This window comes from Bacillus sp. T2.9-1 (assembly GCF_950097965.1).
Lineage (GTDB): Bacteria > Bacillota > Bacilli > Bacillales > Cytobacillaceae > Niallia > Niallia hominis.
Genome location: NZ_CATNHG010000073.1, coordinates 19111 through 37163, shown reverse-complemented (window position 1 = coordinate 37163; position 18053 = coordinate 19111). Strand labels below are relative to the sequence as shown.

Below are 18053 nucleotides of genomic sequence, written 5' to 3'. Positions count from 1 at the left end.
ATGTTAAAACTCTAGTTAATACTATATAAAATATGCACGCATCTACAAAAAAGCTACAAAAAACTTTATTTTTTCAAGCATTATGGAGAATAATAAAGGGAAAGAAAAACAATATGACTATAAATAGGAAACTTATTACTATTTATATACGTCTATTAGATATAGTCACTTGACATTAAGTAACTATATGCTATTTCTAAGAGATGGGCATATAGTCTACTTAAAACTAGTACATCAGAAGGTAATACAGGAGGGAATTAAATGAAAAAAAATAAAATACTACTATTGATACTTGCATTCTTACTAGTGTTACCAATACCAGCTTACGCAGATGTTGCAGTAGGCGATATGATTGTTACACTAGGTGAGAATTTAACAACAGAGCAGAAGCAGCTTTTATTAACCGAAATGAATGCTCCTGAAGATGCCGAAATCATAACAGTTTCCAATCAAGAAGAACATCAATATTTAGGAAATTATATCTCAAAATCGTTAATTGGTACTAGAGCGATTTCCTCTTCTGCGATTACAATTGGGGACAAAGATACTGGTATTCAAGTAACAACGAAAAATATAAACTGGGTTACTGATGAGATGTATATTAATGCATTAATAACTGCAGGTGTAAAAGATGCAAAAATTTATATTACCGCTCCTATTGAGGTTTCAGGTACTGCTGCCTTAACAGGTATTATTAAAGCATATGAGGTGTCAACTGATACCGTAATCCCCGAAGACGTAAAACAGGCAGCAAATGAAGAAATGGTAGAAACAGCTAATTTAGGAGAAGATATTGGACAAGAAGAAGCTACTGCTTTAATGGCAAAAATTAAAGAACAGATAGCGGAGGAAAAACCACAAACGGTTGAAGAGGTACAAACAATCATACAAGATTCTGCGAAAGAATTAAATATCACTTTAACAGATGAGCAATTACAGAGCCTTATTTCTTTCTTTAATAAACTAAAAGAGCTTAACATAGACTGGAATCAAGTAGGAAATCAACTAAGTGAAGCGAAAGATAAACTCACAGGATATTTAGAAAGCGAAGAAGGAAAAAGCTTCTTATCAAAGATTAAAGAAGTATTTGCAAGCATAGTGGATGCAATCAAGTCTTTCTTTTCTTAAGGAGCCACAAAAAATCCGAACAACCATACGAAATTTCTGTATAGTTGTCCGGATTTTTTATTTGCTTTATAAAAGGCTGTTTCGGTATTGTTCCATCACACATCGATAGCCAATGGAGCGACTTCATTTTTCTGCCTGACTATTTTAAAAAACTTAGATAACCAGTATGAGAAAGTAGTTTTAATTAAGCACTATATTTGAGATTGTTCGTCTTTATAGATTGGCTATTTAATTTTTTCCAACCTCTATTTTTTTAAAGAAGCAGCTTCTTTATACGGTAAATCTAATCGTAATAAATCTTCAAATGTTTCTCTTTTTACTACTAATCTTGCTTTCCCGTTTTCCACAAAAACTACTGGAGGTCTTGGAATCCGATTATAATTATTTGCCATGGAATACCCATACGCTCCAGTACAGAATACAGCAAGGACATCTTTGTCATCCGCTTTTGGTAAAGGCAAGTCCCAAATAAGCATATCCCCTGATTCACAGCATTTCCCTGCAATTGAAACTGTTTCATCTGGTGTTTGTAGAGGCTTATTTGCAAGAACCGCTTCATATTTTGCTTGATATAAAGCAGGTCGAATGTTATCACTCATTCCTCCATCAATCGCTAAATAATTTCTGACATTTGGGACTTCTTTTCGTGAACCAATTTGATATAGTGTAGTCCCAGCATCTCCTACAAGAGATCTTCCTGGCTCAATCCATATTTCTGGCATTTTCATATTCAGATAGCTTACTTGTTCTTTAACTTCCTTAATGATTACTTCTACATATTCAGCGGGCTTGATTGGTTGGTCTTCCTCTGTATAGCGAATACCAAAGCCACCACCTAAATTTAAGACCTGTGACTCAAATTCATGCTTCGCTTTCCAATCTGTTAAATGCGCCATTATTTTTTTTGCAGCAAGTACAAAACCTGTTGTATCAAAAATTTGGGAGCCAATATGGCAATGAAGTCCTAAAACTTCTAAAAATGGTGACTCTTTCGCCTTCAACAAAGCGGCCTCTGCTTGTCCATTCTGCAAGTCAAATCCAAACTTTGAATCTTCCTGCCCAGTTAATATATAGTCATGCGTATGTGCTTCAATGCCAGGAGTTACCCTTAAAAGAATAGACACTTTTGTCTTTTTTTCTTCACATAATTGATGAAGCATTTCAAGTTCATAAAAGTTATCAACGACAATACAGCCAATCTTATAATCGATTGCCATCAATAGCTCCTCTTTACTTTTATTATTCCCATGAAAATGTATTCTTTCTACAGGGAAATCAGCAGCAATAGCTGTATATAATTCACCACCAGAAACAACATCCAATGATAAGCCTTCCTCATTTGCTAGCTGAACCATTGCAATCGTAGAAAAAGCCTTACTTGCATAAGCAACTTGCGCTTTCACACCTAATTGGTCAAACGTTTGCTTAAACCCTCTAGCTCTTTCTCTAATTAATTCAACATCATAAATGTAAACTGGTGTTCCAAATTTTTCGACTAATAAAAGCGTATCTACGCCACCTATTTCAAGATGACCAGCATCATTTACTTTTGAAGTTCCGTAATAGTGCATTGATTCCCCTCTATTCTTCCATAAAATATTATAAATGCTCCTAATCACAAACAGACAGTCTAAAGAAAGCACTTGTCTGTTTGTGAAACTTATTTCTATCCCGTCAGGAAGGCCATAACACTCACCATCAAATCACGATTTAAAAAGATTGAAGAGGAATACAGCTCGTAAAAAACGATTCATTTTAACTAACATTTCAAGTTAGATAAAATGCCAATTGATTGAAGTTTCACATTATTATTAGCTCACTTTAATTATCCAAATGTACCATAATTTCAGGCAATTCTCAATAGCTGATCTTCTAATTTTACCAAAGAGAACGGACAGTTATTCACTCTCTAAGGAGCTTTAAATAATCTGCCCGTTCTCGCTCACTACTATTCAAGAATCAAATTGCCTCATTTTTTGCTTACGGCTGCTTAAAACGATCTTGTGGATGTAAATGACTAGGTCTAATTCTGTTACCTGGAACCGTACGGCGTAAAAGAATTTGTGCAAAGGCTTTTGGATAAAAAGGGATAAACGGCCATAAATAAGGAACATTTAATGTTCTTGTCCGGATTAGGAATAAAAGATAGACAGTTATTCCAATAAAAAAACCTGGTGTATGGAATATTGCTACAACTATTAATAAAATTAATCGTACAATTTTGTTCGCTATTCCTAACTCATAACTAGGTGTAGCAAAGTTACCAATTGCCGCAACTGACACATAAAGAATAACCTCTGGAACAAATAAACCTACATCTATTGCGATTTGTCCAATTAGAACTGCGGCAATTAGTCCCATTGCGGTTGACAGTGGTGTTGGCGTATGAATGGCTGCAATCCGCAAAAATTCTAATCCTAGATCTGCAATAAAGATTTGGACGACAATTGGAATATTTGTTGTTTCATTTGGTCCAATAAAAGATAGTCGCTCTGGTAATAAGGATGGCTCTAATACAACTAAAAACCAAAGAGGAAGGAAAAAAATCGAAGCAAAAACACCTAAAAATCTAACCCATCTTATAAAGCTACCAATTAATGGTGCTTGCCTATACTCTTCTGCATGCTGTAAATGATGAAAAAAGGTTGCTGGTGTAATAATGACACTTGGGGATGTATCTACATAGATAACCACATGTCCTTCTAATAAATGAGTCGCCGCTACATCCGCTCTTTCGGTATATCTAACTAGAGGATATGGATTATAGCTTTGCTTTAATAAAAATTCCTCAATTGTTTTATCCGCCATCGTTAATCCATCTGCTTTAATATTTTTCAGCTCTTTTATGACAATGTTAATTAAATCAGGATCTGCTACTCCATCAATATAACCAACAGCAATATCTGTTTTAGAGCGCTCTCCTACTCTCATAATTTCAAAGCGTAATCGCTCATCTCTAATTCTTCTTCTTGTAATGGCTGTATTTACGATAATATTTTCAACAAAACCATCTCGTGAACCACGAACTACCTTTTCTGTGTCTGGTTCTTGTGGCATTCTTCCTGGATAGCTTCTGACATCTACCACTAACCCATGATTATAGCCTTCTACCACAATGGCAATTAATCCTGAAAGTACTTGATCTACTAATTCATCCATTTTTTCAATCGGCTGTACACTTTGATGAACAAGTTGATTTTCCACAATATCAAATATATTTCTAGCTTGTGATTTTCTATCTGTATCATTTAAGAATAATAGCTGTTCTAATAATTCAGCAATTAAGACACTGTCACATAGTCCATTCACATAATATAAATGGACTTGTTTTTGCATTACCTTTATTTTGCGGACTCCTAAATCAAAACTCGTACCAAGTCCGACCCGGTCTTTCATATATTTTTCCACATTATCTAAATCTTCGTATATCTGCACCTTTTTTTCAGTCTTACTGCTCATAAAAACCACTTCTTTCTAATATATATTCAACTGCTTTTCTCGTAATCGGTGCTCCTTTTTCATAAGAATCTTTTTTCCCCATTTTCCCAATGTCGCCAATCCCAACTACAAGTGGTAAGTTTAACTCATCTAAGACATATACAGTATCTCCATTCACTCTTCCCAATTCGATTTCAGGAATTCCATATTTATCGACACCATAGGGAGTCAGTTCTCCATCTTGGTCAATCGCAACATCAATTTTCGTCCATTCTTCTCTTCTCGTCCTGCTTGCCACTGCAATCACTCCCAACACTTCTATATCAGGATGTGTAGCTATGTATTTCAATGCTTTTTCACCAGTACCTTCTCCAACAAACCCACTATCATCAAACATAACTAACACCGGATCCTGTTTGGCTTGCTTAATAAGACTTAAAATTTCCTTGCCGCTATGCTGGCTAGGATTACCAAATGAAGTAGATATACATCTCCCGCCTACTTCCTTTGCTACAATCTCAACGGCTCTTTTGGCATACTCATCTCCATCTGTAATAAGGATTACTTTTCTCCTATTATTCATTCTTTATACTTCCTTTCCGTTTCTAATATTATGGAATAAAATAGATCCAATGAAACAAGGAGCCAAAGATCTTACCAAAAACAAGAGCCATCATTAAAATTAATAATCGATCGTCAATTCCAATTCTTTTAGCTAAAAGGGGAAAAACATCTAAAACCTCTGTTAATGCGGCCGCAATCATTCCCACATATATTCCATCTGCCAATCCTATTAGAATAAGGAGAAAAGCCGGTAAAGAAAAAGTAGGTTCTTGTAAAAATGCGATTGTACCTAAAACAGCTCCTAAAACAGCAGCCCATTCATATGCATAGATTTTACTGAAGGTTTTAGTCAATTGTGTCAGCCTAGGAATAATGCCAAATACAGTTAAAAAAGCAACATATCCAGCACCAACCGTAATTCCCCAGGCTAGCCCTACAAAAATCACAAAAAGAATACTAATGATCATCTACTTTTTTAATACTTTCTTTATTTTCATGCATAATCATATATTGATCTAGGGACTGCTGATAGTTAAACACTTCTACTTCTAACGGGCTCGGCTCTTCATTTAGGCGCTTTTTAAAAACATGATTAAAAAATATTACCATTCCAAGTCCTAATCCGATTGAATAAGGTATTTGAAAAATTAATGGTTTTTCTATTTCCTTACCGGTAATCATCATATAAATGCGCTGATGAACCGTCTGCATACTTACATCTTCATGGAAATTCATAATCGTCAATCCAGACCCAATAAACAGCAACAACCACACTAGTATAAAAAACGGAAGGGCTACTTTTTTCTTTTCAAAAACTACCTCTATAATTGTTTGCGCAGGGCCAATCAATTGAATTTCCAGGTCTTTATATCGCTTTTTTATCTCACGGATAAGTCGTGTACTGTCTATGATAATAATATTCTTATCCTGTTCTGTTATATGGTAAAGACATACATTTTTTAGTGACGACAGCAGTTCATCTGTGGCAATGATTTGCGCAAGATCCTGTAGGAATATCCGTTCATCTGACTTTTTTTGAATACGATGCCTCATCCGAATATATATCGTCTCTGCCATAAGTTCCACGTCCTAACACACATTGTTTTCCTATTAAATGTAGTATTCGATAATCTTTTATAAAATATGATGGACTTCTAAGTGGTAATTTTTTCTTCAACCATATAATACTCCTACTCTCGATCCATTCCTCTCAATATATTGCTGTTCATTTCTTACGTAAAGCCAAATAAAAAAGTCGACAATCCTCCTATATGGAGATTTGCCGACTTTCCCATTTATAAATCCATCTGATCTTTCATTTGCAGTAAAATCTTTTTTTCTAGCCTAGAAACCTGCACTTGAGAAATACCTAGCCTTGTTGCTACTTCTGACTGTGTTTGATCTTTATAATATCTTAGATAAACAATCAGACGTTCTCTTTCATCTAATTCACGGATTGCTTCCTGCAAAGCAATCTTATCAAACCATTTGCCTTCATTGCCATCATCGATTTGATCCAATAAAGTAATAGGATCCCCATCATTTTCATAAACTGTTTCATGAATGGAGGATGGCGTTCTTGCTGCTTCTTGCGCGAGAACGATATCTTCTGGAGGTATATCTAAAAACTCAGAAAGTTCCCCAACTGTTGGTGTTCTGCCGTATTGCTTCGATAATTCGTCCTTCGCCTTACGAATTTTATTGCTTAATTCTTTTAACGATCTGCTTACCTTTACTGTTCCGTCATCACGGATAAATCGTTGAATTTCTCCAATAATCATTGGAACAGCATAGGTTGAAAATTTAACATCATAGCTTAAATCAAATTTATCCACTGATTTTAATAGACCGATACATCCAATTTGAAATAAATCATCTGGATCATAGCCTCTATTTAAAAACCTTTGCACGACTGACCAAACAAGACGCATATTTTTCTGAACGATTGTATCTCTTGCTGACTGATCTCCATCTTGGCTTCGTTTTATTAAGTCTTTGACTTCATGGTCTTTTAGATACGTTTCCTTCTTATCTTTCTTTACCTCCACATCCATAGACGATTCTCCTTAATTGCTTAGCATTTTGCTATTCATTAAATGCTTACGCAGACGAATCTCTGTTCCGCTATCTGGACTTGATTGAATTTCGATATCATCCATAAAGTTTTCCATGATGGTGAATCCCATACCAGATCGTTCAAGCTCTGGCTTTGTCGTAAATAATGGCTGTCTTGCTTCCTCTACATCGAAAATTCCTTTCCCTTCATCCCTGATCGTTAAATCAATGTATGAATCTTCTAATATAACCGAAATATAAACAATTCCACTTGGATCATTTTCATATCCGTGAATAATGCAGTTTGTCACTGCTTCTGATACAACTGTTTTAATTTCTGTTAATTCATCCATTGTAGGATCAAGCTGGGCTATAAAAGCTGCTACCGTCACACGTGCAAACGATTCATTCTGGCTCAGAGCACTAAATTGAATATGCATTTCATTTCTCATTTTAAGCTACCCCCAATCGTTGTAGGGCAAATTCTTCATTTGTTTCTAGCTTCATAATTTTAAACATACCTGACATATCAAATAAGCGCTGTACACTAGGGGAAATAGCACAAATTACCATTTCTCCTCCAAGCTGCTTTATTTGCTTGTATCTGCCCAAGATAACACCTAAGCCAGAACTGTCCATGAATGTTAAGTTTTCAAGATTTAACACAATGTGACGAATATTATAGCTCTCTATGGCAGAAGTTGCTTTTGTACGCAATTCTTCCGCATAGTGATGATCCAATTCCCCAGATAGACGTATACAAAGTACATTGTTCTTTACTTCCAACTCAATATTAAGACTCACAAGAATAGCCTCCTTATTTGGTTTAAAGAAACTATTCTAGATTTATATAGCTTTTCCTTCTCCACAGACAAAACTAGTGTTCATTCGCTAAAAAAAGAAGGAATACAAATTATTTCGACAAGATGGAAAAAAGATTATTCTGTTTTTGTAAACATACCTGCTGATCGTTTAAATAACGTCCACCATTTTGCTTGTTTTACTTCTTTTTGAGCAACCAATGGACTTGTAACTAATGTTTTGCCATCTTGCTTATACGTAATTTCTCCAATTTCTTGTCCTTTTTGAATGGGAGCTTTTAAGTTTTTATTCATGGTAATTACTTTTTCTAACTTATCTATTTGCTCCCCTTTTTTCGTTAGGATGGAAATAGGTTCACTAGTTACCGCCGTTACTTCTTTTTCTGAACCTTTGCTTACCTTTACTTTACCAATTGCCTCTTCTCGTTTATGCAATGGATGTGTTTCATATTGACTAAATGCGTAATCAAGCATTTTGGTTACTTGAGCATTTCTTTCTTTAGATGTTGGCGCACCGAAAACAACTGCAATTACTCGCATTCCATTTTTCATAGCAGTTGCTGTTAAACAGTATTTAGCTTCAGCTGTAAATCCAGTTTTCAATCCGTCTACTCCTGGGTAAAACTTCACAAGACGATTCGTATTAACAAGCCAAAACTTTTTATCTGTATCTTCCCTTAAATAATCTTCATAGGTACCGGTGAATTTAGTAATATCTTCATATTTCAATAGTTCTTTAGCCATAAGCGCCATATCTTTTGCAGAACTGTAATGATCTGCTACCGGCAACCCTGTCACATTTTGAAACTGAGTACTTTCTAAGCCTAATTCTTTTGCTTTTTTATTCATTAAATGAACAAATTCCTCTTCAGAGCCTGCTAGTCTTTCTGCAACAGCTACTGCTGCATCATTTCCTGAACCAATAGCAATTCCTTTTAGCATTTCCTCTGTTGTCATTTCTTCTCCTGGTTCTAAGAAAATTTGCGAGCCTCCCATAGATGCCGCATGCTCACTTGTACGAATTTTCTCGTCTAGCTTTAATTTACCTTGATCAATCGCTTCCATAATAAGAAGCATTGTCATTATTTTCGTCATACTTGCTGGGGGAAGCTTTTCCTCGCTGTTTTTTTCATACATGATTGTTCCTGTATCACGATCAATTAAGATGGCTGATTTTACATTATCAACTAGCTCTTGCTTTTTCTCAGCTGCTAATGTGCTTGGTGCCAAAATTGATGTCATAAAGCAGGTAATGATTAACATTGATATGATGCGTTTCATCTATTGACCCTCCATTCTATATAGCCTCCATTTTTTCCAAAAAAGACAAGTTTATACAGCCAACCAGGAATATTCATAAAATAATTAGAATAGCCCTAAATGAAGATAGAAAGAGTAGTGCATATTATAGGAAAAGTTAGGCTAGTTTGTTGATCTAGGTTATAATTAATGGAGATTAAAGGAGGAAAACAATTGATTCATTTAAAAACACCAGAGCAAATTGCAAAAATGAAAAGAGCAGGAGAAATTCTTGCAGATTGTCATAAAGAAATAAAAAAATTAATCAAACCAGGCATTACGACCGAAGAAATTGATGTGTTTGCCGAAAACTTTATTTTACAAAGAGGGGCCACGCCTGAACAAAAAGGGTATCATGGTTATCCTTTTGCAACATGTGCATCCATAAATGATGTGATCTGTCACGGTTTCCCTTCCAAAACAATCTTAAAAGACGGAGATATTGTTACGATAGATATGGTAGTAAACTTAGATGGATGGCTTGCTGATTCTGCCTGGTCTTATCCCGTAGGAAATGTCTCAGAAGATGCAAAAAACTTATTAAAAACAACAGAAGAAGCCTTATACATAGGAATAGAACAAGCGGTGATTGGAAACCGAGTGGGAGATATCTCTCATGCTATTCAAACGTTCGCAGAAGCTAAAGGGTATGGCGTAGTTCGAGATTTTGTCGGGCATGCAATTGGAAAAGAAATGCATGAACTACCTCAAATTCCCCACTATGGTCCTCCAAAAGTAGGGACACCTCTTAAAGAGGGAATGGTTATTACAATTGAACCGATGTTAAATATCGGCATGTATCATGCCAAGGTTGATTTAGACGGATGGACAGCACGAACAGTTGATGGAAGTCTATCAGCACAATATGAACATACTATAGCTATTACAGCTAATGGACCGGTTATTTTAACAAAACAATAAACATACTCCCAATGGCTTCCTTTTCGCCATTGGGTTTCTTTTTTATTTTTTTATAAAAAAATGAACTTTTTATACGGAAAAATACTCCTATATATGAGAGGTGAACACATGAATGAGAAAAAACTCGTACAAAAGGCAAAAAAGCATAATAAAAAAGCTTTACTTCAGTTAGTAATGCAACAAAAGGATGATTATTATCGTTTAGCCTATTCATATATGAAGAATCCACATGATGCAATGGATATAATGGAAGAAATGATTATCATCTTGTATGAGAAAATTGAGCAGCTAGATAAAATCGAATCCTTCTATAGCTGGAGCAAGACCATTTTAGTAAACCTTTGTAAAACAAAATTAAAAAAACAGCATAAAGAGTTACTTGTCGATGATATTGAGCTCCACTCTAGTACAACTCAAACAACAGACCCCTATAAATATAAAGCAGAGACGATGGATATAGAACAACTGCTATCATCCTTAAATCCATATCAGGCGGAAACAATTAAATTAAAATACCTACACGATTTAGATAATGCAACCATTGCTAAAATCACTAATGTCTCTGTTGGAACGGTAAAATCACGAATTCACAATGGATTAAACCTATTAAAAAGGGTCTATGGGAGGCATGATGTATGAACTCAATTGAACAGAAATTATTAGAGGAACAAAAGAAGTTAACAGACATAACTGCACCTCCAGAATTAGAACAAAGACTAGCGCAAGCGCTTTATGCTAAGCAAGTTAAATTTTTTCCTTTTAAGCGATGGGTCCCATTATCAGTAGCCGCTATTGTCTTAGTCATTTTTATTACTTACCAATCAAATGCGATTGCTTATTACGGTAAAAAGCTATTAGGGTTTGATACGCTTATGACCCAATCATTAAAAGATTTAAACGAAAAAGGATTTGGGCAAAGTATTGAACAAGCATATATGTTACAAAACGGTACAGAGCTTACAATAAATGGGCTTGTTTCCGATGAAAATAGATTGGTTGTTTATGTTACTTTAACAAATGAAAATGGCTTAGCAAATGAATTGAGCAGTATTTTTAACCCTCAAGAAATAACTGGTTTTTTTACGAATGCAAAAATCGGTAGTTCTGTTTTTGAAATAAATGATGCCAATACAAAAATGACTGGAATTTTAAATTTCGATCGTGTTAGCGCTTTTTCTAAAAAACTTAAGCTACAATACTATTACTGGAAAAATGATACCGAAATAATCGAGGGGGCGGTTACTTTTCCCTATAATCACAAAGAAGCATTGCAAACAAAAATGAAGCAATCTATTAATAAAAAAATAAAAGTCGATAAAGGAACGGTTAATTTTAAAACCATTACAGCGACCCCCACTCAAACAGTAATAGAAGGAACATTTAATGTCGAGAATTATGACCGTCTCAGTCATGGATTTGACGGAGTGGAACTTATTGTCAATGGCCAGCCCCTCCCATTAGAAGGCTACAGTAGTTCTTCATCGTTTGGTAAAAATAATGCTTTTTCCATTGAATATGGTGGGTTACCTGAAGATGTAGATTCACTCGAAATCCATATGAAAAACTTTATTGGATATAAAGAAATAAATAAATCGATTTCTCTTACAGGAAAAGAAGTAAATAGAGTAATATCATTTGAGAATGGTGAATTAACAATAAATAACATCCAATTAAATGATGAATTGAATATACGGATCTCAACGAGTGATTCCATTTTATTGGATAAAGTAAGTATTATTAATGAGGAACAAAAAAAGATTCCGCTAAAAACAACAATTAATCAACAATTAACAAAAACCAATGATGAAACGATTCTAAATATGCGAACTTTAGTATTTAAGACAAAATCTACGCCTCTAGAACTTCATATTGGTGGATTGCATTATATGAAAGAGTATAATAAAAAAATAGATATTCCCTTAGAATAAACGAAAAGACTCAGAAAGTATCAGCTATGAAACATAAAATAGCCTCATACAATTTGAGGCCACTGAAAAAGTGAATTACCTGGTGAATCGGTAGTTACCAAACCTTTCTAACTTAGTGTAGGTTTTTGTTTTCCGAGGCTTACCGCACGACTCACCGGGGCGAGCGCCGAGCCGCTTCACAGCTCACGCTCCTGCAGGGTCTCGGACTTTCTCGCATCTCCCGTAGGAGTCGAGCGGACGCCTCTCCAAACCAACTTATTATTCGCTTTCAAATAAATAAAACCTCATTTTATTTGGAGAACTAGACTTTTCAGTGCCCTCTACAATTTGTGGGTCTTTTTCTTGTCTTATTATTCTGTAATTACTTCATAAATTAAAGTAGGAGCCTTCACTTCATTTGCTGAAAGCTTAATATTTTCATACAATTTTTTTGTTACATCGTCAATATCTTTTGTATTACTATAAATCGTTACAAGTGATTCGCCTGCTTCGACTTTTTCACCGATTTTCTTCCGTAAAACTAAACCTACTGCAAGGTCAATTTCTGACTCTTTTGTTGCTCTGCCTGCACCTAACAGCATAGCAGCTGTTCCAATGCTGTCAGCAGTTATTTCTGCGACATAGCCAGTTTCTTTTGCTGGGAGCTCGATTATATATTTAGCCTTTGGTAATAAATCTGTTTGATCAACAACAGAAGCATCGCCACCTTGGGAACTTAAGAAAAGTTTAAATGTTTCAAGGGCTTTGCCATTATCGATTACCTCTTGCAGCATTTCTCTCGCTTTATCTGTAGACTCTGCTTTTCCCGCTAAGTACACCATGTGGCTTCCTAAAGTTAAGCATAATTCTGTCAAATCTTCTGGGCCATTACCAATTAATGTATCAATTGCCTCTTTTACTTCTAAGGCATTACCTATTGCATATCCTAGAGGCTGACTCATATCAGAAATCACAGCCATTGTTTTTCTACCAACATTATTCCCTATTCTAACCATAGCTTCTGCAAGCTCTCTTGAGGCATCTAGTGTTTTCATAAATGCTCCAGCACCTGTTTTAACATCTAAGCAAATAGCATCCGCACCTGCCGCAATTTTCTTACTCATGATACTGCTCGCAATTAAAGGAATACTATTAACGGTCGCTGTTACATCTCTTAATGCATATAATTTTTTATCAGCTGGGGTGAGGTTACCGCTTTGTCCAATAACAGCCAATTTATTTTTATTTACTAAGTCAATAAATGCTTCTTTTTCTATTTCGACATGAAATCCTTTTACGGATTCTAATTTATCGATTGTACCACCAGTATGACCTAGTCCTCTTCCACTCATTTTTGCCACTGGAACACCTACAGCAGCAACTAGCGGACCTAATACTAAAGTTGTTGTATCGCCAACTCCTCCTGTAGAGTGTTTATCTACTTTAATACCTTCAATAGCAGATAGATCGATGACATCGCCTGAATGCACCATCGCCAAAGTCAGCTCTGCACGTTCTGCTTCTGTCATATCTTGAAAAAATACCGCCATTGCAAAAGCACTCATTTGATAATCTGGTATTTCCCCCTCTGTATACCCATTGATGATAAACGCTATTTCTTCCTTCGTTAATTCTAATCCGTCTCTTTTCTTTTCGATTAAGTCGACCATTCTTAATGCCATAATTGAATCTCCTTCATTATGTATTGAAATCATTCTTCTTAACATTGCAAAAATTAAAGTCACATGAACTAACCGTCAAAGGATTTGATTTTTGTAAACGGTGTAAAATGTTTTAATAACTAAAGAGCTACCACATAAATCAGTATTGCTCAAATGGTAACTCTCTCATTTAACTTAGTTCGTTATGCACCGATTTCTTTAATCAATTCTTTTACATATTGAAGAAAGTTTGCTTTAACTTTCTCCGTTGTTTCGATTACTTCCTCGTGATTTAGAGGTTGATCAAGAATACCAGCTGCCATATTCGAAATACAAGAAATACCTAATACTTTCAGACCTGCATGACGAGCAACAATTACTTCTGGTACAGTAGACATGCCGACTGCATCTCCACCTAATACGCGAAGCATTCTTACTTCAGCTGGTGTCTCATAAGATGGTCCAGTATTTCCAACATAGACACCTTCTTGCACCTTAAGACTAATCTTACTTGCGACATTGCGTGCTATTTCACGAAGATTATTACAATATGCTTCTGACATATCAGGGAATCGTACGCCTAACTTACTGTCATTTGAACCGATTAATGGGTTTGTTCCCATATTATTAATATGATCAGAGATTAGCATTAAGTCACCTGGTGCAAAGTTTTCATTCACTCCACCCGCTGCGTTTGTAACAATTAATTTTTCCACGCCTAGTTCTTTCATTACTCGAACTGGGAAAGTTACTTTATCAAAAGAATAACCCTCATAGAAATGGAAACGCCCTTGCATTGCTACTACTTCTGTTCCATTAATCGTGCCAAATACAAGTTGACCTGCATGTCCTTCCACTGTAGAAACTGGAAATTCCGGTATATCTTCATACGGAATTTTTACTGGATTTTCAATTTCCTCTGCCAAAACACCTAATCCAGAGCCAAGAATTAAGCCAATTTTAGGCGTATTTGCATATTTTTGTTTTAAGAAATCTGCTGACTGTTTAATCATTGTAAAATTCATTATTATTCCCCTTATATTAAGTCATTTAAGAAACTTGTTCCATATTTAGGCAGTTTAACGTCAAAGTTTTCCGCAACCGTTGCGCCAATATCAGCAAATGTTTGACGAAGTGGCAATTCCTTCGGTTCTTTTAATGCTTTACTATACACTAGTAGTGGCACATATTCTCTTGTATGGTCTGTTCCATGATGAATCGGATCATTTCCATGGTCTGCCGTAATAATTAATAAATCATCATCCTTCAGTAGTTTAAATACTTCTGGAAGTCTAGCATCATATTCTTCTAGAGCTTTTCCATAACCAATCGGATCTCTTCTATGTCCAAATAAAGCATCAAAATCTACTAAGTTCAAGAAGCTTAGACCAGTAAAATCCATTTTCAAGGTATCTACAAGCTTGTCCATTCCATCCATATTTGAAACTGTTCGTAAAGACTTTGTAACCCCTTCACCATCATAAATATCAGAGATTTTCCCGATTGCAATGCTTTCGATATGATTATCTTTTAATTCATTCATTACTGTACGATCAAATGGTTTTAATGCATAATCATGACGATTTGCAGTCCGTTTAAAGTTTCCAGGCTCTCCTAAGAACGGTCTAGCAATAATACGTCCAACCATATATTTCTCGTCTAGCGTCAATTCTCTTGCTAATTCACAAATTCGATATAACTCATCTAATGGCACAACCTCTTCATGAGCAGCAATTTGAAGGACGGAATCTGCTGAAGTGTAAACAATTAAAGCACCTGTTTTCATATGCTCTTCACCTAATTCGTCCAAAATTTCTGTTCCACTTGCTGGTTTATTGCCGATTATTTTTCTTCCTGATTTTGCTTCGATTTCATTTAGCAATTCATCTGGAAAGCCTTCCGGGAATACACGGAATGGTGTTTCAATATTAAGACCCATTATTTCCCAATGACCCGTCATTGTATCTTTTCCATTCGATGCTTCCTGCATTTTTGTATAATATGCAAGCGGTTTTTCAGCTGCATCTACACCAGCTATTTTTTCAATATTACTCAGACCCAGTTTTGCCATGTTCGGCATATTTAGTCCGTTCATTTTTTCAGCAATATGACCTAAAGTATGTGCACCTAAGTCATTAAATTTATTTGCATCAGGCGCTTCACCTATTCCAACTGAATCCATTACAACGAGGAAAACGCGATTATATTTATATGTAGACATTTTTATCCTCCTTTTTTCCATTTCAATCATCCTATTTTGCCCTACTGTATGTATCTTTATTAACCATAAAAATTATAGCATATCGTCAGAAGTCTGACATCTTTTTCAGCAATGTTTTCCATTAATTTTGAGGGATAATTAAATCGTTTCTCACTTCCCTTTTTATTATCCCTTTCTATCACAAATTTGTCTCTGTAATTATTCGTTGTTGGTTTTCTAGTAGAATGTGTATACAAAGTGAGCTTAAGCGGCGGATATAAACGGAATTATTCCGTTTATTTTTAAGATTTTTTTACAGAAGGCAAAAACAAAAAGAACACTGTATTTGAGGCTAACAGTGCTCTATGCTCTTGGATGAAATTGACTATATACATCCTTCAATCTAGTTTTTGTTACATGTGTATAAATCTGTGTTGTCGAAATATCAGCATGACCAAGCATTTCCTGAACAGCTCTTAAATCTGCACCATTCTCCAAAAGATGTGTTGCAAAGGAATGTCTTAATGTGTGTGGGGTTATTTCTTTCTCAATATGTGCTTCCTTGCCTAACCGTTTTAAGATTTTCCAAAATCCTTGTCTCGTTAATCTATTCCCATGATGGTTTAAAAACAAGGAATTTTCCGCCGATTTTTTATGTTGTAAAAAAGAAGGTCTTGCTTCATTTAAATATAACTCTAATGCTCTTGTTGCCGCTCCGCCAATTGGTATAATTCTTTCTTTGTTCCCTTTTCCGATACAGCGGATAAACCCCATTGTAAGATGAGCATCATCAATATTTAAATTAATTAACTCACTCACACGAATTCCTGTTGCATAGAGGAGCTCTAGCATTGCCTTATCCCTAATCCCATAATGATCCTTTTTATGTTCGAAATCGAGGAGTGCTTCGACTTCCTCCATGGACAAAACTTTTGGTAATGTTCTTTCAGCCTGTGGCGTTTCAATATGTACGGTCGGATCTTCATCCAGCACTCGATCGCGAAATAAGAATTGATGAAACGCACGAATGGATGCAATATGACGAGCAATTGTTTTAGATGACTTTCCTTGATCCTTTAAGAATCCTAAAAAGCGAATGATATGCGAACGCTGTATTTCTGTTAAATCACATTTCTCCACATTTTTCATATATTTCATATAACTTTTTAAATCTCTTTCATATGATACAAGCGTATTACTCGCCAATCCCTTTTCGACTAATAAATAATGCATAAAATCTTTTAATTGATCTTCCATAGAATTACTCCCCATTTAAATAAAACAGGAATATTCGATCCCTCCATGAATTTTTTTCTGTTTCTGGACTATTATCTGCATTCACCTTAATGGCTGAACCCGATGGCTCGTCATAACGATGAAACTGTTGATATTCTTGATTAAACCATACGATTGCATAATAAAAAAGTATCGTACACCCTGTGAACAGGATAAACACTTTTAATGTATTCATCATTGCTTTTGTCCATCTTCTCATCCAAAATCCCTCCATAGCTTCTCTAATACAAGCTATGCCAGGTTGGACAATTAATATACCTAATGAACTTATTATTCTTATTATAATGGATATAAATATAAATGAAAGTGTTAATCGCTCAAATAATTCTTGAAATCTTTAATAGAAGTTCAAAATGATTAAGACAATAAAACTGAATGTATACTCTTCCTTTTAGGAATCCATATGCATGCTATAATAAAAATAAATAGATTTTGCTAAGAAAGAACACAAATATGGAGGAGTTTACTAATGAAGAATACTATATGTCCGAAATGCAATAGTGAAGAAATTAAAAAGGGTGTAATGGCAGCATCGGTTGGGCAAGCATATGTATCCCGAAAAAAACCTTAGTCAGAAACCTTCACCAATATCAGCAGAATATTGTGGGAACTGTGGATACATCATGTCCTTGTATGTAGAAACGCCCAAAAATTTAGGATAACAATTACTTTATTGGTTACTGTGCTCTTTCTCTAATCGTATATTTTATTAGATATCCATATTTATTTATAGTAGCTTGATTTAAAGCAAAATAAAAAACCT

18 protein-coding genes are annotated in these 18053 nt (G+C 35.2%); 4 read left to right on the top strand and 14 right to left on the bottom strand.

Annotated elements, in window-relative coordinates:
- The first annotated feature begins 261 nt into the window (after nucleotides 1-261).
- A complete protein-coding gene (locus QQZ16_RS05555) occupies nucleotides 262-1128 on the top strand; it encodes a DUF1002 domain-containing protein (RefSeq protein ID WP_235249782.1) in 867 nt (288 codons plus the stop codon).
- 245 nt (nucleotides 1129-1373) lie between these two features.
- Here QQZ16_RS05555 and lysA read toward each other — a convergent pair whose 3' ends face one another.
- From lysA to QQZ16_RS05510, 9 genes are all read right to left on the bottom strand, one after another.
- The gene (lysA, locus tag QQZ16_RS05550) at nucleotides 1374-2699 is read right to left on the bottom strand and encodes a diaminopimelate decarboxylase (protein ID WP_235249774.1); all 1326 of its coding nucleotides are present in this window, start codon (nucleotides 2697-2699) and stop codon (nucleotides 1374-1376) included.
- A gap of 409 nt (nucleotides 2700-3108) precedes the next feature.
- On the bottom strand, nucleotides 3109-4587 hold the full coding sequence (locus tag QQZ16_RS05545) for a spore germination protein (RefSeq protein WP_031537345.1): 1479 nt from the start codon (nucleotides 4585-4587) through the stop codon (nucleotides 3109-3111).
- On the bottom strand, nucleotides 4577-5149 hold the full coding sequence (locus tag QQZ16_RS05540) for a stage V sporulation protein AE (RefSeq protein WP_031537343.1): 573 nt from the start codon (nucleotides 5147-5149) through the stop codon (nucleotides 4577-4579). Before QQZ16_RS05540 ends, QQZ16_RS05545 begins: the two co-directional genes overlap by 11 nt.
- Nucleotides 5150-5177: 28 nt before the next feature.
- A complete protein-coding gene (locus QQZ16_RS05535; RefSeq protein WP_031537342.1) occupies nucleotides 5178-5597 on the bottom strand; it encodes a stage V sporulation protein AB in 420 nt (139 codons plus the stop codon).
- A complete protein-coding gene (locus QQZ16_RS05530; RefSeq protein ID WP_031537340.1) occupies nucleotides 5587-6207 on the bottom strand; it encodes a stage V sporulation protein AA in 621 nt (206 codons plus the stop codon). The genes QQZ16_RS05535 and QQZ16_RS05530 overlap by 11 nt, the downstream gene beginning before the upstream one ends.
- A gap of 218 nt (nucleotides 6208-6425) precedes the next feature.
- A complete protein-coding gene (sigF, locus tag QQZ16_RS05525; protein ID WP_031537337.1) occupies nucleotides 6426-7184 on the bottom strand; it encodes an RNA polymerase sporulation sigma factor SigF in 759 nt (252 codons plus the stop codon).
- A gap of 12 nt (nucleotides 7185-7196) precedes the next feature.
- Nucleotides 7197-7637, bottom strand: a complete 441-nt coding sequence (spoIIAB, locus tag QQZ16_RS05520; RefSeq protein ID WP_031537335.1) for an anti-sigma F factor — start codon at nucleotides 7635-7637, stop codon at nucleotides 7197-7199.
- 1 nt (nucleotide 7638) lies between these two features.
- Nucleotides 7639-7989, bottom strand: coding sequence for an anti-sigma F factor antagonist (gene spoIIAA / locus QQZ16_RS05515; RefSeq protein WP_031537333.1), 351 nt, complete (start codon nucleotides 7987-7989; stop codon nucleotides 7639-7641).
- A 134-nt stretch (nucleotides 7990-8123) separates the two neighbouring features.
- Nucleotides 8124-9287, bottom strand: a complete 1164-nt coding sequence (locus QQZ16_RS05510; protein WP_031537332.1) for a D-alanyl-D-alanine carboxypeptidase family protein — start codon at nucleotides 9285-9287, stop codon at nucleotides 8124-8126.
- A 192-nt stretch (nucleotides 9288-9479) separates the two neighbouring features.
- Between QQZ16_RS05510 and map the strand changes: the two genes are divergently transcribed.
- The 3 genes from map (at nucleotide 9480) to QQZ16_RS05495 (ending at nucleotide 12154) form a co-directional block, all read left to right on the top strand.
- Nucleotides 9480-10226, top strand: a complete 747-nt coding sequence (map, locus tag QQZ16_RS05505; protein ID WP_235249766.1) for a type I methionyl aminopeptidase — start codon at nucleotides 9480-9482, stop codon at nucleotides 10224-10226.
- Between the two features lie 108 nt (nucleotides 10227-10334).
- Nucleotides 10335-10865, top strand: coding sequence for an RNA polymerase sigma factor (locus tag QQZ16_RS05500; protein ID WP_235249757.1), 531 nt, complete (start codon nucleotides 10335-10337; stop codon nucleotides 10863-10865).
- Nucleotides 10862-12154: a DUF4179 domain-containing protein gene (locus tag QQZ16_RS05495; RefSeq protein WP_235249749.1), complete on the top strand. Its 1293-nt coding sequence runs from the start codon at nucleotides 10862-10864 to the stop codon at nucleotides 12152-12154. The genes QQZ16_RS05500 and QQZ16_RS05495 overlap by 4 nt, the downstream gene beginning before the upstream one ends.
- Before the next feature lie 350 nt (nucleotides 12155-12504).
- On the opposite strand, the gene QQZ16_RS05490 is transcribed toward QQZ16_RS05495, so the two are convergent.
- The 5 genes from QQZ16_RS05490 to QQZ16_RS05470 all read right to left on the bottom strand — a co-directional run bounded on the left by QQZ16_RS05490 (nucleotide 12505) and on the right by QQZ16_RS05470 (nucleotide 17489).
- A complete protein-coding gene (locus QQZ16_RS05490; RefSeq protein ID WP_235249741.1) occupies nucleotides 12505-13815 on the bottom strand; it encodes a pyrimidine-nucleoside phosphorylase in 1311 nt (436 codons plus the stop codon).
- Between the two features lie 182 nt (nucleotides 13816-13997).
- On the bottom strand, nucleotides 13998-14819 hold the full coding sequence (locus QQZ16_RS05485) for a purine-nucleoside phosphorylase (protein ID WP_235249733.1): 822 nt from the start codon (nucleotides 14817-14819) through the stop codon (nucleotides 13998-14000).
- An 11-nt stretch (nucleotides 14820-14830) separates the two neighbouring features.
- A complete protein-coding gene (gene deoB, locus QQZ16_RS05480; protein WP_235249725.1) occupies nucleotides 14831-16015 on the bottom strand; it encodes a phosphopentomutase in 1185 nt (394 codons plus the stop codon).
- A gap of 342 nt (nucleotides 16016-16357) precedes the next feature.
- Nucleotides 16358-17251, bottom strand: a complete 894-nt coding sequence (xerD, locus tag QQZ16_RS05475; RefSeq protein ID WP_235249716.1) for a site-specific tyrosine recombinase XerD — start codon at nucleotides 17249-17251, stop codon at nucleotides 16358-16360.
- Between the two features lie 4 nt (nucleotides 17252-17255).
- On the bottom strand, nucleotides 17256-17489 hold the full coding sequence (locus QQZ16_RS05470; protein WP_235249709.1) for a YqzK family protein: 234 nt from the start codon (nucleotides 17487-17489) through the stop codon (nucleotides 17256-17258).
- Nucleotides 17490-18053 lie beyond the last annotated feature (564 nt).